22 protein-coding genes are annotated in these 22314 nt (G+C 45.7%); 10 read left to right on the top strand and 12 right to left on the bottom strand.

The features are described from left to right. Positions 1-14: 14 nt before the first annotated feature. The 4 genes from GA693_RS05845 to GA693_RS05830 form a co-directional block, all read right to left on the bottom strand. Entirely contained in the window at positions 15-626 is a 612-nt protein-coding gene (locus GA693_RS05845; protein WP_127801453.1) for a regulatory protein RecX, read from the bottom strand. An 89-nt stretch (positions 627-715) separates the two neighbouring features. Continuing rightward, positions 716-1759 carry a recombinase RecA gene (gene recA / locus GA693_RS05840; RefSeq protein ID WP_005178495.1) on the bottom strand — a complete coding sequence of 348 codons (1044 nt, stop codon included), beginning with the start codon at positions 1757-1759 and terminating at the stop codon, positions 716-718. A 145-nt stretch (positions 1760-1904) separates the two neighbouring features. Next, positions 1905-2345, bottom strand: a complete 441-nt coding sequence (locus GA693_RS05835; protein WP_005178493.1) for an RNA-binding S4 domain-containing protein — start codon at positions 2343-2345, stop codon at positions 1905-1907. Further along, complete coding sequence (locus tag GA693_RS05830) at positions 2338-3024, bottom strand: HAD-IA family hydrolase (RefSeq protein ID WP_160241249.1); 687 nt, start codon at positions 3022-3024, stop codon at positions 2338-2340. Before GA693_RS05830 ends, GA693_RS05835 begins: the two co-directional genes overlap by 8 nt. A 12-nt stretch (positions 3025-3036) precedes the next feature. Between GA693_RS05830 and GA693_RS05825 the strand changes: the two genes are divergently transcribed. From GA693_RS05825 to GA693_RS05815, 3 genes are all read left to right on the top strand, one after another. Continuing rightward, positions 3037-3894, top strand: coding sequence for a 3'(2'),5'-bisphosphate nucleotidase CysQ family protein (locus GA693_RS05825; protein WP_160241250.1), 858 nt, complete (start codon positions 3037-3039; stop codon positions 3892-3894). A 55-nt stretch (positions 3895-3949) separates the two neighbouring features. Continuing rightward, on the top strand, positions 3950-4684 hold the full coding sequence (locus GA693_RS05820; RefSeq protein WP_005178488.1) for a histidine phosphatase family protein: 735 nt from the start codon (positions 3950-3952) through the stop codon (positions 4682-4684). 361 nt (positions 4685-5045) lie between these two features. Continuing rightward, positions 5046-7724 carry a M66 family metalloprotease gene (locus GA693_RS05815; RefSeq protein ID WP_407646728.1) on the top strand — a complete coding sequence of 893 codons (2679 nt, stop codon included), beginning with the start codon at positions 5046-5048 and terminating at the stop codon, positions 7722-7724. A 281-nt stretch (positions 7725-8005) separates the two neighbouring features. Here GA693_RS05815 and rpsT read toward each other — a convergent pair whose 3' ends face one another. Continuing rightward, complete coding sequence (gene rpsT / locus GA693_RS05810; protein WP_005178484.1) at positions 8006-8275, bottom strand: 30S ribosomal protein S20; 270 nt, start codon at positions 8273-8275, stop codon at positions 8006-8008. A 212-nt stretch (positions 8276-8487) separates the two neighbouring features. Here rpsT and GA693_RS05805 point away from each other — a divergent pair, with 212 nt between their 5' ends. The 7 genes from GA693_RS05805 (at position 8488) to GA693_RS05775 (ending at position 16773) form a co-directional block, all read left to right on the top strand. Further along, a complete protein-coding gene (locus GA693_RS05805; protein ID WP_075167976.1) occupies positions 8488-9153 on the top strand; it encodes an NAD(P)H-binding protein in 666 nt (221 codons plus the stop codon). A gap of 11 nt (positions 9154-9164) precedes the next feature. Further along, positions 9165-9677, top strand: coding sequence for a ribonuclease E activity regulator RraA (gene rraA / locus GA693_RS05800; protein WP_005178481.1), 513 nt, complete (start codon positions 9165-9167; stop codon positions 9675-9677). A gap of 54 nt (positions 9678-9731) precedes the next feature. Further along, positions 9732-10508: a glutathione S-transferase N-terminal domain-containing protein gene (locus tag GA693_RS05795; protein WP_160241252.1), complete on the top strand. Its 777-nt coding sequence runs from the start codon at positions 9732-9734 to the stop codon at positions 10506-10508. 123 nt (positions 10509-10631) lie between these two features. Further along, positions 10632-10988 (top strand): hypothetical protein, encoded by a 357-nt coding sequence (locus tag GA693_RS05790; protein ID WP_005178476.1) that lies wholly within the window; start codon positions 10632-10634, stop codon positions 10986-10988. Positions 10989-11117: 129 nt separating this feature from the next. Further along, positions 11118-14579, top strand: coding sequence for a transcription-repair coupling factor (gene mfd, locus GA693_RS05785; protein ID WP_160241253.1), 3462 nt, complete (start codon positions 11118-11120; stop codon positions 14577-14579). A gap of 218 nt (positions 14580-14797) precedes the next feature. Further along, the gene (locus tag GA693_RS05780) at positions 14798-15232 is read left to right on the top strand and encodes an HIT domain-containing protein (RefSeq protein WP_005178471.1); all 435 of its coding nucleotides are present in this window, start codon (positions 14798-14800) and stop codon (positions 15230-15232) included. A gap of 83 nt (positions 15233-15315) precedes the next feature. Further along, entirely contained in the window at positions 15316-16773 is a 1458-nt protein-coding gene (locus tag GA693_RS05775) for an adenylate/guanylate cyclase domain-containing protein (RefSeq protein WP_171525163.1), read from the top strand. A 95-nt stretch (positions 16774-16868) separates the two neighbouring features. Here GA693_RS05775 and fdx read toward each other — a convergent pair whose 3' ends face one another. The 7 genes from fdx to GA693_RS05740 form a co-directional block, all read right to left on the bottom strand. Then, entirely contained in the window at positions 16869-17207 is a 339-nt protein-coding gene (fdx, locus tag GA693_RS05770; RefSeq protein WP_005178469.1) for an ISC system 2Fe-2S type ferredoxin, read from the bottom strand. Positions 17208-17222: 15 nt separating this feature from the next. Beyond that, entirely contained in the window at positions 17223-19082 is a 1860-nt protein-coding gene (hscA, locus tag GA693_RS05765; protein WP_005178467.1) for a Fe-S protein assembly chaperone HscA, read from the bottom strand. A 39-nt stretch (positions 19083-19121) separates the two neighbouring features. Beyond that, entirely contained in the window at positions 19122-19637 is a 516-nt protein-coding gene (gene hscB, locus GA693_RS05760; protein ID WP_016659013.1) for a Fe-S protein assembly co-chaperone HscB, read from the bottom strand. Positions 19638-19741: 104 nt separating this feature from the next. Further along, positions 19742-20062: an iron-sulfur cluster assembly protein IscA gene (gene iscA, locus GA693_RS05755; protein WP_005178462.1), complete on the bottom strand. Its 321-nt coding sequence runs from the start codon at positions 20060-20062 to the stop codon at positions 19742-19744. 37 nt (positions 20063-20099) lie between these two features. Then, positions 20100-20486 (bottom strand): Fe-S cluster assembly scaffold IscU, encoded by a 387-nt coding sequence (gene iscU / locus GA693_RS05750; protein ID WP_005178460.1) that lies wholly within the window; start codon positions 20484-20486, stop codon positions 20100-20102. A 102-nt stretch (positions 20487-20588) separates the two neighbouring features. Further along, complete coding sequence (locus GA693_RS05745) at positions 20589-21806, bottom strand: IscS subfamily cysteine desulfurase (RefSeq protein WP_005178458.1); 1218 nt, start codon at positions 21804-21806, stop codon at positions 20589-20591. A gap of 1 nt (position 21807) precedes the next feature. Then, the gene (locus GA693_RS05740) at positions 21808-22281 is read right to left on the bottom strand and encodes an Rrf2 family transcriptional regulator (RefSeq protein WP_005178455.1); all 474 of its coding nucleotides are present in this window, start codon (positions 22279-22281) and stop codon (positions 21808-21810) included. Positions 22282-22314 lie beyond the last annotated feature (33 nt).

The raw sequence follows: 22314 nt of genomic DNA, 5'->3' as shown, positions 1-22314 counted from the left end.
TCTAGATTCAGTTTTTAATCTTCTGCTTTACGGTTAATCGCCTTCATAATCGCATCCATTTCAAAACCACGATACATTAAAAAGCGGATCTGTCTGGCTTTCAGTTTCGGGTCTTTCGTGACATCAGTACCAAACTTTTTAACTTTTAATTCGTAGGCTTGCTGCACCCAGTCGGTTTCTTTCAGTTCTTCTGAAATTAAAGCGGTATCAATTTTTTTGCTTTTCAGCTTCATTTTAATCTGATTGGGGCCTTTGCCTTTGCGCTTTTGGCTGGACAGCAGGGTTTCGGCCACACGCTGGTCACTCTGGTAATTCTCGCGTGACAGTTCATCGACCAAAACGACCACTTCTTCACGGTTTTCTGCATACAGCGCCAGTTTCTCAATCAGTTCAGCTTTGGAATATTCTTTACGGGTCAGGACTGCAAAGGCATAAGAGCGCAAACGTGAACCGCTTAAACCGGGTTTGTGTTCCTGACTGTTATTATGATCGAATAAACGTTCTTCAGGATCAAATTCAGGCGGGGCAGTTGCAGATACAGATGGTGCTGGCTGATCTTCTGCATCGCCAAATTGCTGCTTTAAGGTTTCATAGTCCAACAGTTTAGTGAATTTCGCATCTGACATAAGCATCTCGCAGAAAAGGGCCATCAGCATAATAACAAAACGCCCCGTAGGGCGTATTGTGTAATGTCTAAAGTCTCAACAGTTGAGTCTTACAGATCTAATGAAAAGTCAGGTTCCTCTTCGTCTTTTTCTTCAACCACGTTGCCTGTGGTTAATAGCTGTTCACGAATCAGTTTTTCAATGGTCTGTGCCAGTTCAGGATGTTCTTCCAGATGGCGAATGGTATTGTTTTTACCTTGGCCAATCTTTTCACCTTGATATGAATACCAAGCACCAGCTTTTTGCACAATCTCTTGCTGCACAGCCAGGTCGACCAGTTCACCTAAATGGTTCACACCTTTGCCGTACAGAATCTGGAACAGCGCTTCACGGAACGGAGGTGCCATCTTGTTCTTCACCACTTTTACTTTGGTTTCAGAACCGACAATTTCATCACCTTCTTTGACCTGACCAACACGGCGAATATCTAAACGTACTGAGGCATAGAATTTCAGTGCGTTACCACCAGTGGTGGTTTCCGGGCTACCAAACATCACACCAATCTTCATACGGATCTGGTTAATGAAGATCACCATACAGTTAGAACGTTTGGCATTACCGGTAATTTTACGTAGCGCCTGGCTCATCAGACGAGCCTGCAGGCCCATATGTGAATCACCCATTTCGCCTTCAATTTCGGCACGAGGGGTCAGGGCCGCAACAGAGTCGACGACGATCAGGTCAATTGCGCCTGAACGTACCAGCATGTCGGCAATTTCCAGTGCCTGTTCACCGTTGTCCGGTTGTGAAACCAGCAGGTTGTCAATATCTACACCCAGTTTGCGCGCATATTGAGGATCAAGAGCATGTTCGGCATCAATAAAGGCACAGGTGCCGCCGGCTTTTTGACATTCCGCAATGGCTTGCAGGGTCATTGTGGTTTTACCTGAAGATTCAGGGCCATAAATTTCAATAATACGGCCTTTTGGTAAACCACCAATACCGAGCGCGATATCCAGCGTTAATGAACCGGTAGATACTGCTTCTACAGCTTGTACGGTATTGTCACCAAGACGCATTACTGTGTTTTTACCAAACTGTTTTTCAATCTGGCTTAGGGCAGCATTTAGCGCCTTGCTTTTATTCTCATCCATCTTACAACCTCAATACGATGTCACCAAACAATATACTCAAGTGGATGTATGTACTTCAAACTCTTTCCACCCGAGTATAGTGACAGAATTTATGTTTCTCTTCTATGAAAATCAGTGGCCTTGCGACACATTCTGACGCCCAAAATTAATCATCATGATATGACCAGGACTGGTCATAGGACTGATCATTTTCTTGTTTAAATTTACTGATTTGTCGTCGGTCTTTTTTACTTGGACGATGATCAGGCCGTGCTAGATTATGCAACTTTCTTTGTGATGCAATCAATTCCCGACGAGCAATACTGACCTCAGTTTCTTCATAAAGTTGCTGGGCCACCGGTGCCGGACCGCGGACTGCTGATAAAGACAGCACTTTGACCGTTTTGCGGTCAAAGCCCTGTTGTACGGTCAGCTCCATGCCAACCCGGATTTCCTTGGAAACTTTGACGCGCTCACCATTATGATGCACCTTGCCGCCTTCAATGGCTGCTTTGGCAATTGAACGGGTTTTAAAAAAGCGGGCCGCCCAGAGCCACTTGTCAATACGCATGCTTTCTACAGCTTCGTGTTGAGCAGATTTAGGCATATATTTTGTTTTCCTCAGCGTGTTGCAATAGGGGAATCAGATCGGTTAGCGCATGCAGCATCGGATAATGACTATCTGCACGGGCTGCTTTGCCTGATGAAGGCTGCTGAATGGTCAGCAGCTGTTGAATACCGAATTTTGCTGCACCATTGAGTACTTTTTCGGTATCATCAATAAAGTAACAGCGGGCAGGATCAAAAGGATGCTGCTGTGCCAGGTGTTGCCAGAATTCGACAAATTCTTTGGCATGTCCAACGCTTTCACTGCTGATCATGACATCAAAATAGTTGGTCAGACCGGTTTGCTCAAGTTTAAAGGCCAGTCCGGCGCAGTCGGCATTGGTGGCCAGCCAGATTGGATAGCCATTGGCTTTTAGGTAATCGAGCAGCTCGATACAGCCCGGTCTTAAAGCCACCTTATGTTTGTGCTCAATCTGCATGGCCAGTACATCGACCCCGACTTTACTGGTCCAGAAGCGCGATGAATACCAGTTGAGGGTATGGTTGTGTTCCTGATAAAACTGGAACAGGGTATCCCGGCTTTCGGCCAGACTGCACTGATGCAACTCGGCATAGCGGACCGGTAACAGCTCATTCCAGATGAAATCATCATAGGCAAGGTCAAGCAGCGTACCATCCATGTCAAAGATGATGGTGGGTTGATCAGAATAATTCGACATATAAGGCTATCTATGTTTAAAAAAACCACAGCACCACAAGATCCACTGATTTTGCAGCTGATGCCCATTGTGACACAGGCATGTGAAATCTTGCGAGAAGAATATCAGCGTTATTGTTCCGGTGCCGATTTTGATATTGAACACAAAAGCGATGAATCGCCCGTAACCCAGGCCGATTTTCGGGTGAATGCCTTCATTACAGAACAGCTGGCCCAGCAGTTTCCAGATGTGCCGCTACTGTCAGAAGAAGGCGCAGTTTATGATCGGGCGCGGTGGGACACGTTCTGGCTGCTTGATCCACTCGATGGCACCAAAGAGTTTTTACATCAACGTCCGGAATTTACCATTAACCTGAGTCTGATCGAAGGCATTCATACCACCTTTGCCATTCTGGCGATTCCGGGCGAGCAAACGGTGTATATCTGCCCCAAACAGGGCCTGCCGCTACGGTTTAATATCCAGCAACAGCAATGGTACGCCTATCTATATGTAGACAGTGGTCCGCAGATTCAAGTCGGTTTAAGTCAAAGTAGCCAAAATAAACCGGTCTATGAGCAGTATCTACAGGCGCTCGCTACGATTGAACAGGACTATACGGTTTTTCGTGCTGGCAGTGCTTATAAGTTCTGCATGATGCTGGAAGATAAAGTGGATTTATATCCGCGTTTTCACCCAACCAGTGAATGGGACACCAGTGCTGGCCAATGCCTGATTGAACGGATTGGCGGTGGCCTGATTGATTTTCAGGGACGGCCATTTTTATATAACCATCGTGATACGCTGTTAAATGGCAATTTTATTGCCTATAAAAATGCCGAAATGAAAGAGATTGCCTTGCGTGCTCTAGCACTTATGGCGAATGAACATTGAGCTAATTTGCCAACATGCTATAGTGGGCTTAACACCTTTGTATTTGGCTTGATCCATGGCGTTAGAGCTGCTTCCACCGAGTATGTTAAAGGCAATTGATTTGTTGCCCGATGTGCATACTCCCGTGACCTTGTTTACCCGGCATTCCATTCGTGAAAATGTGGCTGGACAGGGACTGGCGGGCTATGATTTGCAGTTAACCGGTCCGGGACGTGAACTGGCGCAAAAATGGGGGGCTTATCTCATTGACCATAGCGGACGCGCCATTCAGCATTGTATCTCTAGTCCAATCCAGCGCTGTGTCGATACTGCCGCCTTAATGATTGAAGGCGCCGACTCGGTACATATTGCACCAAATACCCATCATATTGAAATTGTCGAGCAGGGCTTGCTGGTCGAGCCAGGCAGTTTTGTGCTGGACATCAAGCAGGCTGGTCCGTATTTTCGCCAGCAGGGTGCGTTGGGCTTTATTAACAGCTTTGTCAATAATGCCTTGCCGGGCATGAAACATCCGATTCATGGCGTGGTGGATGTGCTGGAACTGATTTATAACACTCATCCTAACAGTCCGGGCGGCCTAAGTCTGGCGGTCAGTCATGACACCATTCTGGCTGCGATTATTGCGGTAATTTCAGGGCGTAATGAGGTGTCACAGGAAGACTGGCCACAAATGATGGAAGGGCTGTTTGTCTGGTTTGAAGGTGAAAATTTTCTGGAATCACAGTTGAAATGGATCTGGCGCGGCAAAGTACATACCTTGGATATCTCGCAGTTTCATCAAAAAGTTTAATATAAATTTGCGCTGGGGATGGTTTGTGAAGGTGAGCTATGGCTGGCTTTAATATATCTTGCTCACACTCAAAAAAATTCACCTAAAATGACTATGTGCTACGCCTATTTCTATTGGGGGTGCAAGAGTCTTGTCTGTCTAAAAAACGCCTAAATCAAAATTTTATTTTCTGCTGCATTTTTGTTCATCATTTAAAAAATAAAAATTAGCTTTCTCTGTATCTGCTCAATAAAGTACAACACATTGCTTTGGACTCTAAACTACTTTAATATATTTAATTAAGTTATTGAAAAATATGTGTTTATTTTTTTATTTTTAGTCATAAATTGACATTGGGGTAAAGTAAATAGTGAAAAGTGTGATCAAGTTTCCGCTTAGTTTGTTAAGTGTCAGTATATTGTCGTTTATGCTGACGGCATGTGGCGGTGGTGGTAGTGATGGAGAAAGTCAACAGCCGAACAATGGGACAGCACCAGATGCTCCGCTGCATGGAAGTCATTATCCTGAGCCAACGCAAGATGTGGTAAGTCCATCTGTTTTGGGTTTTTATGATTTTAATGCCCAGTCTGAATCACGTGAAGTGCGTAATGATTTAACAGGTTCTTTACAGGCGATGGTGCAGTTTGCCCAAGGCCATGTGGTTGACCCGAATGGTAACGAAGAGAAAAAAATGCCACGTTTAACCGCAGAACGGGAGGCATTGTTATTAATCACACCGATGCAGGAGATGGATCAGATTAATGCACTGCAGGTTGAGGTGTATCAGAATGAACGGCTGTTACGCCGTATCAACCTGGCTGATCCGACTCAAATTCCGGCCTCGGACCAGAGCAATCGTGATGGCCGTGCAGAAGTGCGCTACAGTAAACGGGCCTGGTCAGCGCGCTTAAACTGGGATGAAGTACGTCCGGGCTTAAAATTACGGATCATTGACAGCAAAAACCGCAGTGGTGATTTACTGGCAGAGCAGATTGATTTTGCTGCGCCTGGTGAACTGGTACTAAATAATATTCGGATTGGACTGCTCACTGCGCCCCCACATTCAACAGGGCATGCCATGCTGCTTGAACCGGAAAAGTCAGGCTCAGACTATTTCCAGACCATTCCGGCAGCGCACATGACGGTGGCTAAATATGATGATATTCAGCTGGATCGGGTGATGGTGGCCAACGGCACCATCTACGATAGTCAAAGTGCAGGCGAAGGCGGTGTTTATTCGGGGGATATGCGTGAAAACACGGCGAAATCGACCTTTAGTGTGGGAATTAACTTGGCCAACTGGGGGGTGACCAGTGCTTCGATGCTCAGTCAGCAACAGCCTCAACTGACTCAAACTGTGGTAACTCACCATGCGCGGGGTAAATATAGCAATGGTGAACAGACCCATGGCTTGAGTGGCGGTAACGGCATGTTGACCCTGTATAACTCGGTGGGTAACGAATTTAGCCATGAAATTGGCCATCATTATGGTTTAGGCCATTATCCGGGCTCTTTTAAAGTAGATGATACCACCACCAATTATTTCTGGTCGGCACATCATGCCGATAGTGGCTGGGGCTATATAGGCTATCGCAACAAAATGCGCGGTAATTTGGCCTGGCAATCCTCCAATCTGGGCGATGGCAAAAACGGGGTGCCAAATTTCCTGAAACTGTATCCGTATGGTTGGGATGCCATGTCAGGCGGTGCCACCAATAGCAGTATTTCACGTTATACCCATTACACCGGTTATAGTACCTTTTTGCGTATCCAGCCGCATTTTACCAATCGTCATGTGTGGGATGAAAGCTCGCCATCCGGCTATAAACGCTGGAATCCGGACAGCCGCCAGATGGAAGTGGTCTATCCGAAAGTGCCGAATTCAAGCGAGGTCTGGTATAACAGCGCCGATGGCTATTATTTAAAACCGCGTTTATTTGGGGTGCCGGTGATTACCATTATTGGCGGCTATGATCCGGAAACCCAGCAAGGGGTGTTGTATCCGGCAGCACGCAGCAACTGGGGCAATGTCTATGATTTGCCAGCTGCACAGCGTGGCGCAGAGCAGGCGGCTTGCTGGTTAGATGTTCAATATACCAATCGCAACCAGAACGTGGCTTTGGCACCTCATCGTATGCGTGGTAATGCCAATAAGCTGCATGTGAACCTGGCCATTGCAGATCAGCCGCAACAGGTTAATTTGTACTGCAAAAAAGCCAATGAAGCCGAGAAATTATTATCGACACTTACGATTCCTCAATACAGCACTGCCATTTCAGCTGCTGTAAAAATTGGACGCGCGGATGGTTATACGGCGCTTAGAAAAGTGGAATTGCCGGAATTCCAGCAGCAATTGGAAGCACAGGCCAATCAGGCGGTGATCGCTTTAAAGCCGGCTGCACAATTACTATATGATTCTTATGCAGAAAATCGTCATGAATTGAGTGCACTAGCTCAGCAGCAGTTGCAGCGTTATGAACAGCAGCAACAGAACATCTACCGTTTGAATCGCTGGATGAATGTCTACCGTGCCGATCTGGAGCATGCAAAACCTGAAGCGCAAACAGCGCTGGATGGCTTCGTGACGCAGTTGGGACTGGCCAATGAAGATCTTCTGGCTGAAGCAACGCTACTTAAAAACAGAAATAACTGTTTGAAAGTGGAAACTCTGGCGACAGGTCAGAAAAATGTCTATATCAGTGGTGCAAGCGCCTGTACCGGAGATGACACCGAGCAATGGATTTATGATGGTTTGGGCCGGATTCATAGTAAAGCCGAGATGGATCTGTGTTTAAGCAATAACGGCAATATGGTAACACTGGCCAGCTGTAGCACCACACAGGACAGTCAGGTGTGGACAATGCATACGGAAACCGGAACCATCCGCCAGGGTGCTCAATGTTTTGATCTGGAACATGGCTATTTAAAAGACAATCGTGCCCGTTTAATCCGCTATGGCTGTACCGGTGGGGCAAACCAGCAATGGACCCAGTTAAGCGCTAATAATAGTCTGCAACTGGCTTATTTAACCCCAGAAAACTTAAGACTGATGCTGAAATAACAATTCATATTCAACATTCTAGTCTGAATTATATAAACACCTTCTAAGTAGTTTAGGAGGTGTTTTTTTATGGGGGATGTTGTGGCAATCAAAAATATAGGGGGACAGATTTATTTTCTAGTGATGGTAGGTCGTGTGATGGTTAGATGTTTTTTAGACGGTTTAGTGTGGAATTGAGATGGAATCGATTGGGACGTAAACGTATTGAGGATAAGATCGGACCAAAATAAAATCTACAGATACAAAAAAAGCCCTGAATCAGGGCTCTTTCTGCTTTGCGATTAGTTAGAAGCTAATGCTTTAACTTGCGCGTTCAAGCGGCTCTTATGACGAGCAGCTTTATTTTTATGGATGATGCCTTTATCAGCCATGCGGTCGATTACAGGTACAGCTTTTTTGTAAGCTTCTGAAGCAACAGCATAGTCACCAGCAGCGATAGCAGCTACTGTACGTTTAAGATAGGTACGAACCATAGAACGCAAGCTTGCGTTATGTTTACGTGCTTTAACGTTTTGACGAGCACGTTTTTTAGCTTGAGCAGAGTTTGCCACTCGTGCACTCCTTGAAATAGATTGGTCTGGGCGGGCCGCAATTCAACTGAAAACCACATCAGCAGAATTTCACCAGCCCGTAAACAAGTGCCATATTTTGATTAAACAATGCGTCGAAGTCAAGTCTTGACAAGCTTTGACAACATTTAAGATGCAGAAAAAAATGAAAGAAAACGTTAGATTAGTGTGAGTGCCTGAATATTGGATAAAAAATGACTCAAATCATAAAAAAAGCCATTGTCATAGGATCGACCGGTTTGGTCGGTCGGGCACTGGTTTCTGCCTTAAATGATCATCCTGCCTGTCAGCAGGTTACAGCGGTGGTGCGTCGTCCGGATGCAGCCTTTGAACAGATGGCCAAAGTACAGCCATTGGTGCTGGAAGATTTACTGATGCTGAATGATCAGGATGTCAGCGAGCATAGTCATGGCTTTAGCTGTTTGGGTACCACCCTGAAAAAAGCCGGCTCAAAAGATAACTTTTATGCGACCGACTTTACTATCAATGCCCATTTTGCCGAGCTGTTGCAGCAAACCTCTGCCCATTATCTGCTGGTCAGTGCCTTGGGGGCCAATGCCAGATCGCCATTTTTTTATAATCGGGTCAAAGGTGAACTGGAACAGTACATTCAGAACTTATCTTTAAGCAAAGTTTCACTGCTGCGCCCATCGTTATTGCTAGGCGAGCGTCAGGATGCACGTTTTCTGGAAGATCTGTCACAGCAGCTGTTTCAGCGCTGTTCATCTTTTTTGCCTAAAAATTTTAAACATCGGCCAGTGACAGCCGGGCAGGTGGCTCATACTATGGTCGAGGCTGCCTTAACTCAAACTGAAAAGTTTGAAATTTATGATAATTTACGCATACAACATACAAAATGAGGGAAACACACGTGTCTACAGTCGCTTTCGTTACTTGTGATTTGCTGGATGATAACCCAGATAAACAGCTGCAAGTGGTCACCCCATCAATGGATGGCAAATTTTTCAAAAGCTATGGCGCGCGTAAAAGTTTTGGCGGTCAGGTGGTGACGGTAAAATGCTTTGAAGATAATTCGCGTGTAAAAGAATTACTGGCGACTGAAGGCCGGGGCAAGGTGCTGGTGGTGGATGGTGGTGCGTCAATGCGCTGTGCACTTATGGGCGACCTGATTGCCGAATCTGCAGTAAAAAACAACTGGAATGGTGTGATTATTTACGGTTGTGTACGTGATGTCGATGCCATTGCTGAACTGGATTTAGGCGTACATGCGCTGGCAGCAATTCCACAAAAAAGTAACCGTAAAGGCGTGGGTGAGGTCGATATTCCGCTCAGCTTTGGTGGTGTGAATATTCAGTCGGGTGATTATATTTATGCCGATAATAATGGTATTGTGGTGGCCAAAGAAGCATTGGTGGAGCTGTAATCAACCCGATTCGGCATTCATCTTCTAGAACATAACAAGAACAGGAAGGTCATGATGTTGCATCATCAAATTAAAGTGGTACAGGCATTGGCTTCTGCTTTGACCGAAGGCGGGCGCGGAAGCAATGGCACAGCATTTCCCAAGCAACCTGAGCAGCCGCTCAAGTTGTATGAGTTTGAAGGTTCACCATTTTGTCGACGTGTCCGCGAAGTCATGACCTTGCTGAATCTGGATTATGAAGTCTATCCCTGTCCTAAAGGTGGTAAAAAATACCGTCCGCAGGTCAAGGAATTGGGCGGTAAACTGCAATTTCCATTTCTGGTAGATGAAAATACTGGAGATCATCTCTACGAATCGCAGCAGATTATTCATCATCTGTTTAAACACTATGGCAAAAGCGGGAAAACCCCGCGGCGCTATGCACATTATCCAAAAATTCCCTTTGTGGCCTTTGCGGGTACGCTGCTTAATGGTGCACGCGGGGTCTGGGTCAAGAAAAAGATTAAAAACCGTGCGGCACCAGAGCAACTGCTGGAGCTGTGGGGTTTTGAAGCCAGTCCGTATACGCGCATTGTGCGCAGTACCTTAACCGAGCTGGAATTGCCTTTTATTTTCCATAATGTGGCCAAAGAGCGCTGGCAGGATCAGGGGCTGGCCAAATTACGTTTAAAGCCAGGTAAATATGTACCTTTAAAGGGCGGTAAACGTGAGAAAGTCTTGGCACTGATGGGAGAGAATATTCAGGTGCCTTATCTGGTCGATCCAAATAGCGGCGCTCATATGTTTGAATCGGATGATATTGTGCATTATTTACAGCGCCAGTATGGTTAAAACTCTCAAGTTAAAAGCATCTTCGGATGCTTTTTTGTTTTTATGAAGATATCCGCGTTCAAACGCTGGATCTCCATGCTAAAGCAGATACACTAGGCACAGCGAATTTCAGGATATAACCATATGTTCAATAAAGTGGCGCAACTGTTTAAAAGCAAGCCCTCTCCAGAAGCAGAATTTCTGGCTGAACATCAGATTCAGTTTGATCCGCAACACGGCTATATCGTCGATGGTATTGTGCTGAATGATGCTTTATCGGAGCGGCTGGAGTATTTGTCTAATCGGCGTATGAACCGTTTTGATGACCTGAAAGAACTGTATTTTACCGCCATGCTGATCAATGAAAAAATTGATCTGGAAATTGCCACGCAAAGCTTTGTGACGCGTTTGGGCAACACAGAAGAAAACCTGTTGCAGTTTAAAAGTATCGTGAAACGCCTGAATGATTATTATCGTCAGTTTTTGCGTGAGAAAAAGTAAGCTTCAATCCATTTTTCAGCCAGATGCAGTCTCATTTTTTCAGATAAAGATTAAGAAAAATTAACGTAATGGATGGAAATGCTCGTGTTAGTATAAGCCGCATGTTGATTAGACCTAAAAGCTATATACATGTTCCAACACGAAAGCTCCCAACTCAATCTGAAACAATTAAAAACGGGCGAAAAACGCTGGGTGGGCAATTTGCAGGGCTCATCCGCGGCCTTGCTGATTAAACAGCTGAGCACCCTGCATAAACAGTTATTGATTGTGGTGGCGCGTAACAGCCAGCATTTGGGGCAGTTGGAAAGCGAATTTGAGTTTTATGGTATTCAACCGACCATTTTCCCGGATTGGGAAATTTTACCTTATGACCGTTTATCGCCGCATCAGGATATTGTCTCTGAGCGTCTGGCGATTTTATCGAATATGCCACAGCAGGGCGTACTGCTGGTGTCGGCTGCAACCCTGGCGCAGCGTGTGGCGCCAACCTTTTGGGTCTTAGGTGAGCATTTTGATATTCAGGTTGGCCAGAAGTTTGAACTGGAACAGCAAAAGAAACGCCTGATTCAGGCTGGTTATCATTTGGTCGATACAGTCTATGACCATGGTGAATTTGCGGTGCGCGGCAGTATTATGGATATTTTTGCTTCAGGGCAAGAAGCACCAATCCGGATTGACCTGTTTGATGATGAAATTGAAAGCCTGAAGTTTTTTGATCCGGAAACCCAGCGGACCACCCAAACCATTCAGCAATTTTCAGTACTACCCGCCAAAGAGTTTCCTTTAAAAGAAGGCCGTTCGCTGTTCCGCGATCGTTATGCAGAATTATTCCCAAGTGCAAATCCAAAGAAAAGCCCGGTGTATCAGGATGTGCTCGATGGCATTGCCTCGCCAGGGATAGAGTTCTATTTTCCGTTATTCTTTAGCGCTCAGGCAATGGCTGCCGAAAGTACCTTAATGGCGTACTTACCTGAGAATGGCATTGTCATTACAGATAAAGGGCTGGAAGAAAGTTTAAACAGCTTCTGGCAGGAAGTAAACCGCCGTTATGAAGATCGCCGGCATAATATTGACCAGCCTATTTTACCGCCCGAGCAACTGTTTTTATCATCGCAGCAGGTGCTGGGACAGCTGAACCAGTTTGGCCGCATCATCGCCTCGGCAGATCATTTTGCTGAAAAAGCCGGTGTGGTAAATCTGGCCACTGAAGCACCGCCTAAATTGCCGGTCGATCCGAAACGGGAAAAACCGTTCAGTCTGGTCAAAGAGTATATTAACGCTGCCAATCATCCGGTGTTGCTGGTCGCAGAAAGTGCCGGTCGCCGTGAAACCTTAAAAGATGCGCTGCGTTCCAGTCTGGGAGAAATCCCAACGGTTGAGAACTTTGCTGAATTCCAGAAATCTTTATATGCCGTTGCCATTACCAACGCTCCTTTAGATCGTGGTCTGGTAATTCAGGGCCAGCTTTCGGTCATTTCGGAAAATCAGCTTTATGAACATCGTGTGGTTCAGCGTCGGCGTAAACGTCAGCAGGAAGTCTCGGAAGAGTTTTTAATACGCAGTCTGACCGAGCTGAGTATTGGTGCACCAGTGGTACATATTGATCACGGTGTGGGGCGTTATGCTGGACTGGTGACGCTGGAAATTGATCAGCAGGATCATGAATTCTTGCAGCTCGATTATGCCGATGGCGCCAAAGTCTATGTGCCAGTGACCAATTTGCATTTAATTAGCCGCTATAGTGGTGGCGATCCGGATTTGGCACCGCTACATAAACTTGGCACTGATGCCTGGCACAAGGCCAAGCGTAAAGCCTTGGAGCAGATTCATGATGTTGCAGCTGAGTTGCTACATATACAGGCACGCCGTCAGTCCAAGCCGGGCTATGCCTTTGAGCTGGATGAAAAACTGTATATGCAGTTTGCGTCCGGGTTTGCTTATGAAGAAACCCTGGATCAGGCCAATGCCATTGAAGCAACCTTATATGATATGCAGCAGGCAAAACCGATGGACCGTCTGGTCTGTGGGGATGTTGGCTTTGGTAAAACTGAAGTGGCCATGCGTGCCGCCTTTGTCGCCGTGCAAAATAATAAACAGGTAGCGGTCTTGGTACCGACCACCTTGCTGGCACAGCAGCATTATGAATCCTTTAAAGACCGTTTTGCCGACTGGCCGGTGCGTATTGAAGTCCTGTCGCGTTTTGGTTCATCCAAAACCCATACTAAAATCATTGAAGATTTGGCCGAAGGCAAAGTCGATATTGTGATTGGTACCCATAAAATTTTGCAGGAAAATGTCCAGTTCAAACAGCTGGGCCTGATGATTGTCGATGAAGAACACCGTTTCGGTGTGCGCGATAAAGAGCGGATTAAAGCCTTGCGCGCCGATGTCGATATGCTGACCTTAACGGCAACCCCCATTCCACGTACCTTAAATATGGCCTTTAGTGGTATGCGCGATTTATCCATCATTGCCACACCACCTGCGCGTCGTTTAGCCGTAAAAACCTTTGTGCAGGAACAGACTGGTGATTCAGTCAAAGAAGCGATTTTGCGTGAATTGCTGCGTGGCGGTCAGGTGTATTTCCTGCATAATGAAGTCGATACCATTGAACGTGCAGCAGAAAATATCCGCCAGCTGGTGCCGGAAGCGCGAGTCGCAGTCGCACATGGCCAGATGCGTGAGCGTGAACTGGAGCAGGTGATGCAGCAGTTCTATCATAAAGAATATAATGTGCTGGTCTGTTCCACCATTATTGAAACCGGGATTGATGTCCCGAATGCCAATACCATTTTAATTGAACGCGCCGACAAGCTCGGCCTGGCGCAATTACACCAGCTACGCGGCCGGGTCGGACGTTCGCACCATCAGGCTTATGCCTATTTGCTGGTGCCGTCGATTAAAGGCTTAAAAGGTGATGCTGAAAAACGTCTGGATGCGATTCAGCGTGCATCGACCTTGGGTGCCGGTTTTATGCTGGCCACCGAAGATCTGGAAATTCGTGGTGCCGGTGAACTTCTCGGGGAACAGCAAAGCGGTTCGATGCAGGCCATTGGTTATAGCCTGTATATGGAAATGCTGGAAAAAGCCACTAAAGCCATTCAAAAAGGCAAAACCCCAAATTTCGATGCGCCGTTGTCGTTAACAGCGGAAATCAACCTGCATATGCCAGCCTTGATTCCGGATGAGTATCTGGGCGATGTGCATCAGCGTTTATTATTCTATAAACGTATCAGCAATACCGATACACAGGAAAAACTCGACAACATCCGTATGGAACTGATTGACCGTTTTGGTATTCCACCACAACCGGTAAAACAGCTATTTGCCGTGCATCAGCTGCGTCTGAAAGCCGAGCAGCTCGGTATTACCAAAATTGATGTGGGTGCCAATGGTGGCAATATCGAGTTTTCGCCAGATACCCCGGTGCAGGCGATCAGTATTATCCAGATGATGCAAAAACATCCGACCTATTTCCGGATGGATGGCGGACAGCGTTTAAAAGTCATGGTGCTGCTGGATGAACATCAAAAACGGATTCAGTTTATTTCCGATTTGCTGGAGCAACTGCTGCGTGAGCTGCCAGCCTGAGTTAGCGCTCAGTCCTGATGCAATTCCTGCTGTTTATTTAATCGCTGACTGCGCAAAGAAGTCTTGATTATTTAAGGAAATTTATTGAAGATAGGGGATTGCTCTGGCTGGCTGCAAATAGTGTGTTATTTGTGGTGAAACGGCCGTTATAGAATATTCACGTCCTTTGGGATGTGATAGTATTAGCCATCATTCTAATTTGCGTCATTTATAAAGATATGTTTAGTTTGCATCCACAACTTGCTCAAGATACTTTTTTTGTAGGCGACTTTCCCCTGTCAACATGTCGTTTAATGAATGATATGCAATTTCCTTGGCTCATTCTTATTCCACGTGTGCCGGGCATTACTGAACTCTATGAATTAAGTCAGGCCGATCAGGAACAGTTCCTGCGTGAATCGAGCTGGTTATCTAGCCAACTGTCACGTGTATTCCGTGCCGATAAAATGAATGTCGCTGCACTGGGCAACATGGTGCCACAATTGCATTTCCATCATGTGGTGCGTTATCAAAATGATGTGGCATGGCCAAAACCGGTCTGGGGAACACCAGCAGTACCGTATAACAATGAAGTGCTGAACCATATGCGCCAAACGCTAATGTTGGCATTGCGCGGTCAGGGCGATATGCCATTTGACTGGCGAATGGACTGATATTCGTGTTTGCATCATGCAGGGATGTATGGTGTGACCAGATCCGCTAAGGAGAGTAGAGTACGGTGTCACTAGGTTATTGGATGGATCGAGATCCTACACAATTTGATTACCTGCATCGGGTCATGGGCTATGCCAGTTTATCGCTGATCCTGATTGTCTATCATTACACCTATCCAGACACCCAGTACCAAATTTATATTCCGGTTTTATTGGCATTTTTGCTGTTTATTACCCCGAAACTGTCGCGCTGGCTACAATCTAAATATAACTATCAGATTAAAAGAAATATCTTATTTATTATAGATATTATGATTGTGGCCATCTGTCTGTCGGCCGTGCATTTAAATCTGGTCCTGACCTTTGCGGCTATTTTTGCCTTGCTGTATACCGCCATTAACGTCAAAGTGTCGTTCTTTTTGGTGTCGCTGGCGGCTTTATTTGCAGCGTCGGTATTCTATCTGTGCAATATTTTCGTATTTGGCTTTGGTGAATATTTTGAATACACCACCAATGAGCTGACCATTCTGGCCTTCCTGTGCATGATCGTGTATTTCGGGATGGGCAGTGTTTATCAGACCCGCCGGATTCGTGCCTCTAACCATAAGCGTGAACATTATTATCAGCAAATGAACCGCTATATGGAGTTTGCCAACCAGTTGAGCCGTTATGCGCCGCTTCAGCTCTGGCACTCGATCATGAAAGGCGAGTCAGAAGCCAAAATTGAATATAAACGTAAAAAACTCACCATCTTCTTTTCCGATATTCAGGGCTTTACCGAGCTGTCTGAAACTCTGATTCCAGACGATTTAGCCTACCTGCTGAATGATTATTTGAGTCATATGACTGAAATTGCCAAGCAGTATGAAGCCACCGTCGATAAGTTTATGGGGGATGCCATCCTGATTTTCTTTGGTGATCCAAGCAGTCAGGGTGTAGAAAATGATGCCAAGACCTGCGTTGAAATGGCCATTGCCATGCGCCAGCAAATGAAACTGCTGCGTGAACGCTGGATTAAAATGGGCTATCCGCCGTTACATATCCGCATGGGCATCAGTACCGGTTATTGCCACGTGGGTAACTATGGTGCGGCGCATCGGATGGCCTATACCATTGTCGGCCGCGATGCCAATCTGGCGGCGCGTTTGCAAAGCGCAGCCGAAGTTGATGAAATTCTGCTGTCAGATGATACTTATCAACTGGTGAAAAATGATTATCTGTGCGCACCCAAAGCGCCAATTTTCCTGAAAGGTATTCAGGGGCCGGTGAAAACCTGGCAGGTGATGGAAAAGTATGCGGCCAGAAAATCCGATTATCAGCGCTGGTTTGACTATGAATACAAAGGTTTTCATCTGTTGCTGAATCTGGATGAGGTGCAAAACTTTGAATATCCGGAACTGATTGGTGTGCTGGAAAAAATGATTAAACGGATTCAGACCCAGCAAAAACTGACCAACTCGCAGGGTATTGTGAAATTAAAACTGGAAGATGAAGTGATTGAAGAAGTCGAGGTTAATCGACCAGATCGGGAATTTCATTAAATTATAAAGATAGATGATCTGCTTGATCGAAGATTGTTGAGTGTTCTATCAAGTCAAAAAAACCACGCCGGAGCGTGGTTTTTCTGTTTTAAGTCTTAGTGATTTTCAGAAGCATGGTTAATGGTGTATTTTGGAATTTCAACTTCCAGATCTTCATCAACCACCTGTACCTGACAAGATAAACGTGAATCAGGTTCTAGACCCCAAGCACGATCTAACAGATCAGCTTCGACATCATTCATTTCTTCCAGGCTGTCAAAACCGCGGCGTACCACCACGTGACAGGTGGTGCAGGCACATGACATATCACAGGCATGTTCAATTTTAATGCCATTTTTTAACAGGCTTTCGCACAGGTTGGCATTTTGTTCAACTTCAAACTCAGCACCTTCTGGGCAGAATTGCGCATGTGGAAGTACTTTAATACGTGGCATAGTCTTTACCTTAAATTAGTTTGAGTTTGACCAGTCGTCGAGCTTGGTGCCTTTAAGAGCAGCATCAATATGCTGGTTCATGCGAAGCGCAGCAAAAGCATCACTGTGTATTTTAAGCTGTTCAACAGCCTGTTCAATAGCCTGAATATCGGTTGTTTCAAGCTGGCTGTACAAATGGGTTTTCGCACTATTCAATGCGTCCAGTTGCTCTGCGCTCAATAGCTGTGCATCAACTTTTAGTGCCTGCTCCAGAGCTTCCAGTTCACGCTGTGCTTCGACCTTGGTTTCCTGTAAATGACGCAGGTGTTTGTCTTCTTCTGCGTATTTGAAACCGTCAAGCAGTAAACGTTCGGTATCTTCGCTCGATAAACCATAAGACGGTTTAATGTCGATATGCGCGGAAACGCCAGAAGTCGTTTCTTTGGCAGAAACACTAAGCAGGCCATCGGCATCAACCTGGAAGGTGACTTCAATACGCGCCTGACCGGCAGTCATTGGTGGAATACCATGCAGGACAAAACGGCCTAAACTACGGCAATGCTCAACCAGATCACGTTCACCTTGCACCACATGAATCAGCATGGCGGTTTGTCCATCCTGATAAGTGGTGAATTCCTGACGACGCGCAACTGGAATTGCAGTATTACGTGAAATTAAACGTTCGACCAGACCGCCCATGGTTTCCAGACCTAAAGACAGTGGGGTGACGTCTAACAGCAATGAGCCGTCTTTGGTATTGCCAATCAGCTGATTGGCTGTAATAGAGGCGCCAATCGCAACCACTTCATCCGGGTTGATGGTGCACAGCGGTTCTTGGTTAAACACTTCGCGAACAGCTTTTTGCACCGCATAGGAGCGGGTAGAACCGCCAACCAGTACCACGTTTTGAATATCGGTCAGTTCCAGTTTGGCATCGCGCAGCACGCGTTTGCAGACGCTAATGGTCTTGTCTAACGCCACCTGAATAATGCTTTCAAAAGTTGCACGATCCAGTGTTAGTGTTTGGTCTAACAGTTGCAGTTCTACCGATTCAGCATCCGACAGCGCTTCTTTGGCCTGACGCGCTGCGACCACAAAGTGGGCATATTCAGTATCATTTAATGTGTCAATATTCAGCTGTTTTTTCGCCCATTTGACAATTAAACGATCCAGATCATCACCGCCTAATGCAGTATGACCACCGGTCGCCAGTACTTCAAATACACCTTGCGAGAAACGTAAAATCGATACGTCAAAGGTACCGCCGCCTAAGTCATAAATCACATAGTTGCGATCGGTACTTAAATTGCTGTCCTGATCCAGACCATAGGCTACTGCAGCAGCAGTCGGTTCATTGAGTAAACGCAGCACATTCAGACCGGCCAGTTGAGCTGCATCACGTGTGGCTTGACGCTGGGCTTCATCAAAATAAGCCGGAACGGTAATTACTGCGCCATTGACCGGATTTTTCAGGCTGTCTTCAGCACGGTCTTTCAGCTGTTTTAAAATTTCAGCCGAGATTTCTACTGGTGTTTTACGACCCTGCGCAGTTTCAAAAGCCGGCATTTCATTGGCTTCACCCACTAAATCGTAAGGATGCTGAAACTTGATGTCTGCCTTGGAGCGACCCATAAAACGTTTTACTGAAACAATGGTATTTTTCGGATCGCTGGTGATAAACGGTTTGGCATCGTTGCCATATTGCGTGGCATTTTCGGCATAATGAACAATTGAGGGAAGTAACACACGACCTTGTTCATCATGAAGGACTTTGGCTTGCGCCGAAAGAACAGTGGCCACCAGTGAATGTGTGGTGCCTAAATCAATTCCAATCGCAATGCGATGTTCATGCGGTGCGCTTGATTGTCCTGGTTCTGCAATTTGCAAGAGCGCCATTGTGTTACATCCTTTGCACGTTAATTTGAAAAAATAAAATTAAAAATCGTCATCTAGGTCAAAGCTGTCGTCGTCGAGGAAACGATCTTCAGCCTTGTCAATATCGGTCATGACTTTCTGGAAGAAACGCAATTTACGTACTGTATCGCGTGCTTCGCCCCAGTCTTCATCTGCATAATCAATTTTAAATTCGCGAACCAGACCATCAATCCATTGCTGGACTTCGGTTTTCAGGGAAGCCAGTTCATCGGCAGAGCGGGCATCATCCAGCTGCTCACGAATTTCCAGGGCAGACTGTAAAAACTCGAAATCACTGATCGACTGATCCAGATGATAATCCTGTTTTTTTAAGCTCAGTAAATAACCTGCGCGGCTGTCAACCTGAGATAAAACTTTATACGCCTGGTTGATTTCGCTGGACTGAATCAGCGCCTGGTCTTTATCTTCGGCTTTATCGGGGTGATATTGTTGCTGTAACTTTAAAAATTCTGCTTTTAAAGTAGCCAAATCAATATCGAGTGCTACAGGCAGGTTAAACAGCTCAAAATGATTCATGGGAGAGATAATCCGCGATTGATTGCAAAAAAGGACTGCATAAATGCAATTAAAACAGTGTACAAGACACTGTTTTAATCTGCAAAAGAAGGGAAGGTCGGGAGTTAAACCGTGAAGGATTCACCACAACCACATTCACCTTTTTTATTCGGGTTATTGAATTCGAAGCCTTCATTCAAGCCGTTTTTGACATAGTCCATCTCTAAACCTTCAAGATAAACCAGACTTTTCGGGTCAACGAATACTTTTACACCGTGCTGTTCAAATACCTGATCGTATGCATTGACGTCATCAACAAACTCAAGCACATAGGCCAGACCCGAACAGCCGGAAGTTTTCACGCCAACGCGAATACCTTCACCCTTACCGCGATTCTTTAAGTAATTGCTGATATGAGTTGCAGCATTTTCAGTTAAATGGATCATGAAAACTCCGTTAATCTGTCTTTAAAACGAGAAACAATTAAGCTTTTTGCTGTTTGGTACGATAGTCTTCAACAGCCGCTTTAATCGCGTCTTCTGCAAGTACAGAGCAGTGTACTTTAACTGGTGGTAAAGCCAGCTCGTTTGCAATATCAATGTTTTTGATGGCTTGAGCTTCGTCCAAAGTTTTACCTTTTAACCACTCAGTTACTAGTGAGCTTGATGCAATTGCCGAACCACAGCCATAGGTTTTAAAGCGTGCTTCTTCAATTACACCGTCATTATTCACTTGAATCTGTAAACGCATTACGTCGCCACATGCTGGTGCACCGACCATGCCTGTACCTACGTTGTCTGCATTTTTGTCTAAAACACCAACGTTGCGTGGGTTTTCGTAATGATCAATTACTTTTTCGCTATATGCCATTTTGCTTCTCCAAACCTCGGGGTCAGCGTTAATATTAATATGGGGTCAATATTCGTTTTATCAATGAGATGAAGCTGAATAAAGCTTCATCTCAGTGTCGAATTAGTGTTCCGCCCACTCAACTGTAGAAAGGTCGATACCTTCCTTATACATATCCCAAAGCGGAGAAAGTTCACGTAATTTCTCAACAGCAGCTTTGGTAATTGATAACACATGATCAATATCTTCTTCAGTGGTGTATTTGCCAAAACTGAAGCGAATTGAACTGTGCGCAAGCTCGTCAGACAGACCTAGCGCACGCAGTACATAAGATGGCTCAAGCGTTGCAGACGTACATGCAGAACCTGAAGATACTGCTGCATCTTTAAGCGCCATCATTAACGATTCACCTTCAACAAAGTTGAAGCTGACGTTTAAGTAGTTGGCTACGTTTTGAGTCGGGTGACCGTTCAGGAACACCTGTTCAAGATCTTGCAGGCCATTCCAGAGTTTGTCACGTAACACGCGTAAACGGGTTTGTTCAGCTTCCAGGTTTTTACCTGCCAGCTCAAATGCTTCGCCCATACCCACGATTTGATGGGTCGCCAGCGTACCAGAACGCATACCGCGCTCATGACCGCCACCGTGCATTTGCGCTTTCAGACGCACACGCGGGCTACGGCGTACAAATAAGGCACCAATGCCTTTAGGGCCATAGATTTTGTGTGCAGAGAAGCTCATTAAATCAACTTTTAAGGTTGAAAGATCAATCTCGACTTTACCCGCAGCCTGTGCAGCATCAACGTGGAAGAAGATTTTGTTGGCACGGGTAATTTCACCAATTGCAGCAACGTCAGTCACGGTACCAATTTCGTTGTTCACCATCATCAGGGAAACAAGAATAGTATCTGGACGAATTGCGTCTTGAACCATTTCCGGGGTAATTAAACCGGTTTGTGGTTGTGGCTCAAGATAGGTAATTTCGAAGCCTTCAGACTCAAGCTCGCGGCAGGTATCTAAAATTGCTTTGTGTTCAATTTTAGAGGTAATGATGTGCTTGCCTTTAGATGCATAGAATTGAGCCACACCTTTTAGGGCAAGGTTGTCAGATTCAGTTGCGCCTGAAGTCCAGACAATTTCACGTGGGTCAGCTTTGATCAAGTTCGCAACTTGTTCACGTGCATATTCCACTTTTTCTTCTGCTTGCCAGCCATAGGCATGTGAACGAGATGCTGCATTACCGAAGGTGCCTTCGAAAGTTAAGCATTCCATCATACGTTCTGCAACTTGAGGGTCTACAGGAGTTGTTGCTGCATAGTCAAGATAGATCGGACGTTTCATGTCAAATACCTGTAACCGATAAAAGGGCTGAATCAAAAGATGCTGAATTTTGGCGAATTGCAACGGCTTGAACGTTGTCACGAGCTACAAGGTCAGCAAGGGTGATTTTTGCAAGATAATCGGCAATATGGTGGGAGAGTTCTTGCCATAAATCATGGGTTAAGCACATTGCACCATTCTGGCAGTTGCCTTTATGGTCACAACGGGTGGCATCAACCGTTTCATTTACAGCTTCAATGATTTCTAATACGGTGATTGTATCGGCACTGCGCGCCAGGTGATAACCACCATTGGCTCCACGAATACTGGAAACCAGGCCGTGACGCTTTAATTTCGCAAATAACTGCTCAAGGTAAGCGACAGAAATAGATTGTCGAGCTGCAATTTCTGCAAGAGTGATCGTTTGTTCAGTTGGCTGCAAAGCTAGATCAAGTAGAGCAGTCACTGCGTAGCGACCGCGAGTGGTTAAGCGCATGATTCGATACACATGGTTGGACTAGATGTGTAG

It is taken from the genome of Acinetobacter indicus, assembly GCF_009914475.1.
GTDB lineage: Bacteria > Pseudomonadota > Gammaproteobacteria > Pseudomonadales > Moraxellaceae > Acinetobacter > Acinetobacter indicus.
Note: the sequence above shows the minus strand (reverse complement) of the source record. Positions and strands in the feature narration are given on the sequence as shown.

What these genes read in the sequence shown, in the direction of transcription:
- recA (WP_005178495.1), bottom strand. Translation starts at nt 1,759, where the DNA reads ATGGATGAGAATAAAAGCAAGGCGCTAAATGCTGCCCTAAGCCAGATT.
- iscU (WP_005178460.1), bottom strand. Translation starts at nt 20,486, where the DNA reads ATGGCATATAGCGAAAAAGTAATTGATCATTACGAAAACCCACGCAAC.
- iscA (WP_005178462.1), bottom strand. Translation starts at nt 20,062, where the DNA reads ATGATCCATTTAACTGAAAATGCTGCAACTCATATCAGCAATTACTTA.
- mfd (WP_160241253.1), top strand. Translation starts at nt 11,118, where the DNA reads ATGTTCCAACACGAAAGCTCCCAACTCAATCTGAAACAATTAAAAACG.
- GA693_RS05780 (WP_005178471.1), top strand. Translation starts at nt 14,798, where the DNA reads ATGTTTAGTTTGCATCCACAACTTGCTCAAGATACTTTTTTTGTAGGC.
- GA693_RS05830 (WP_160241249.1), bottom strand. Translation starts at nt 3,024, where the DNA reads ATGTCGAATTATTCTGATCAACCCACCATCATCTTTGACATGGATGGT.
- hscB (WP_016659013.1), bottom strand. Translation starts at nt 19,637, where the DNA reads ATGAATCATTTTGAGCTGTTTAACCTGCCTGTAGCACTCGATATTGAT.
- GA693_RS05845 (WP_127801453.1), bottom strand. Translation starts at nt 626, where the DNA reads ATGTCAGATGCGAAATTCACTAAACTGTTGGACTATGAAACCTTAAAG.
- GA693_RS05825 (WP_160241250.1), top strand. Translation starts at nt 3,037, where the DNA reads ATGTTTAAAAAAACCACAGCACCACAAGATCCACTGATTTTGCAGCTG.
- GA693_RS05740 (WP_005178455.1), bottom strand. Translation starts at nt 22,281, where the DNA reads ATGCGCTTAACCACTCGCGGTCGCTACGCAGTGACTGCTCTACTTGAT.
- GA693_RS05820 (WP_005178488.1), top strand. Translation starts at nt 3,950, where the DNA reads ATGGCGTTAGAGCTGCTTCCACCGAGTATGTTAAAGGCAATTGATTTG.
- GA693_RS05795 (WP_160241252.1), top strand. Translation starts at nt 9,732, where the DNA reads ATGTTGCATCATCAAATTAAAGTGGTACAGGCATTGGCTTCTGCTTTG.
- hscA (WP_005178467.1), bottom strand. Translation starts at nt 19,082, where the DNA reads ATGGCGCTCTTGCAAATTGCAGAACCAGGACAATCAAGCGCACCGCAT.
- GA693_RS05790 (WP_005178476.1), top strand. Translation starts at nt 10,632, where the DNA reads ATGTTCAATAAAGTGGCGCAACTGTTTAAAAGCAAGCCCTCTCCAGAA.
- GA693_RS05805 (WP_075167976.1), top strand. Translation starts at nt 8,488, where the DNA reads ATGACTCAAATCATAAAAAAAGCCATTGTCATAGGATCGACCGGTTTG.
- GA693_RS05745 (WP_005178458.1), bottom strand. Translation starts at nt 21,806, where the DNA reads ATGAAACGTCCGATCTATCTTGACTATGCAGCAACAACTCCTGTAGAC.
- GA693_RS05775 (WP_171525163.1), top strand. Translation starts at nt 15,316, where the DNA reads ATGGATCGAGATCCTACACAATTTGATTACCTGCATCGGGTCATGGGC.
- fdx (WP_005178469.1), bottom strand. Translation starts at nt 17,207, where the DNA reads ATGCCACGTATTAAAGTACTTCCACATGCGCAATTCTGCCCAGAAGGT.
- GA693_RS05835 (WP_005178493.1), bottom strand. Translation starts at nt 2,345, where the DNA reads ATGCCTAAATCTGCTCAACACGAAGCTGTAGAAAGCATGCGTATTGAC.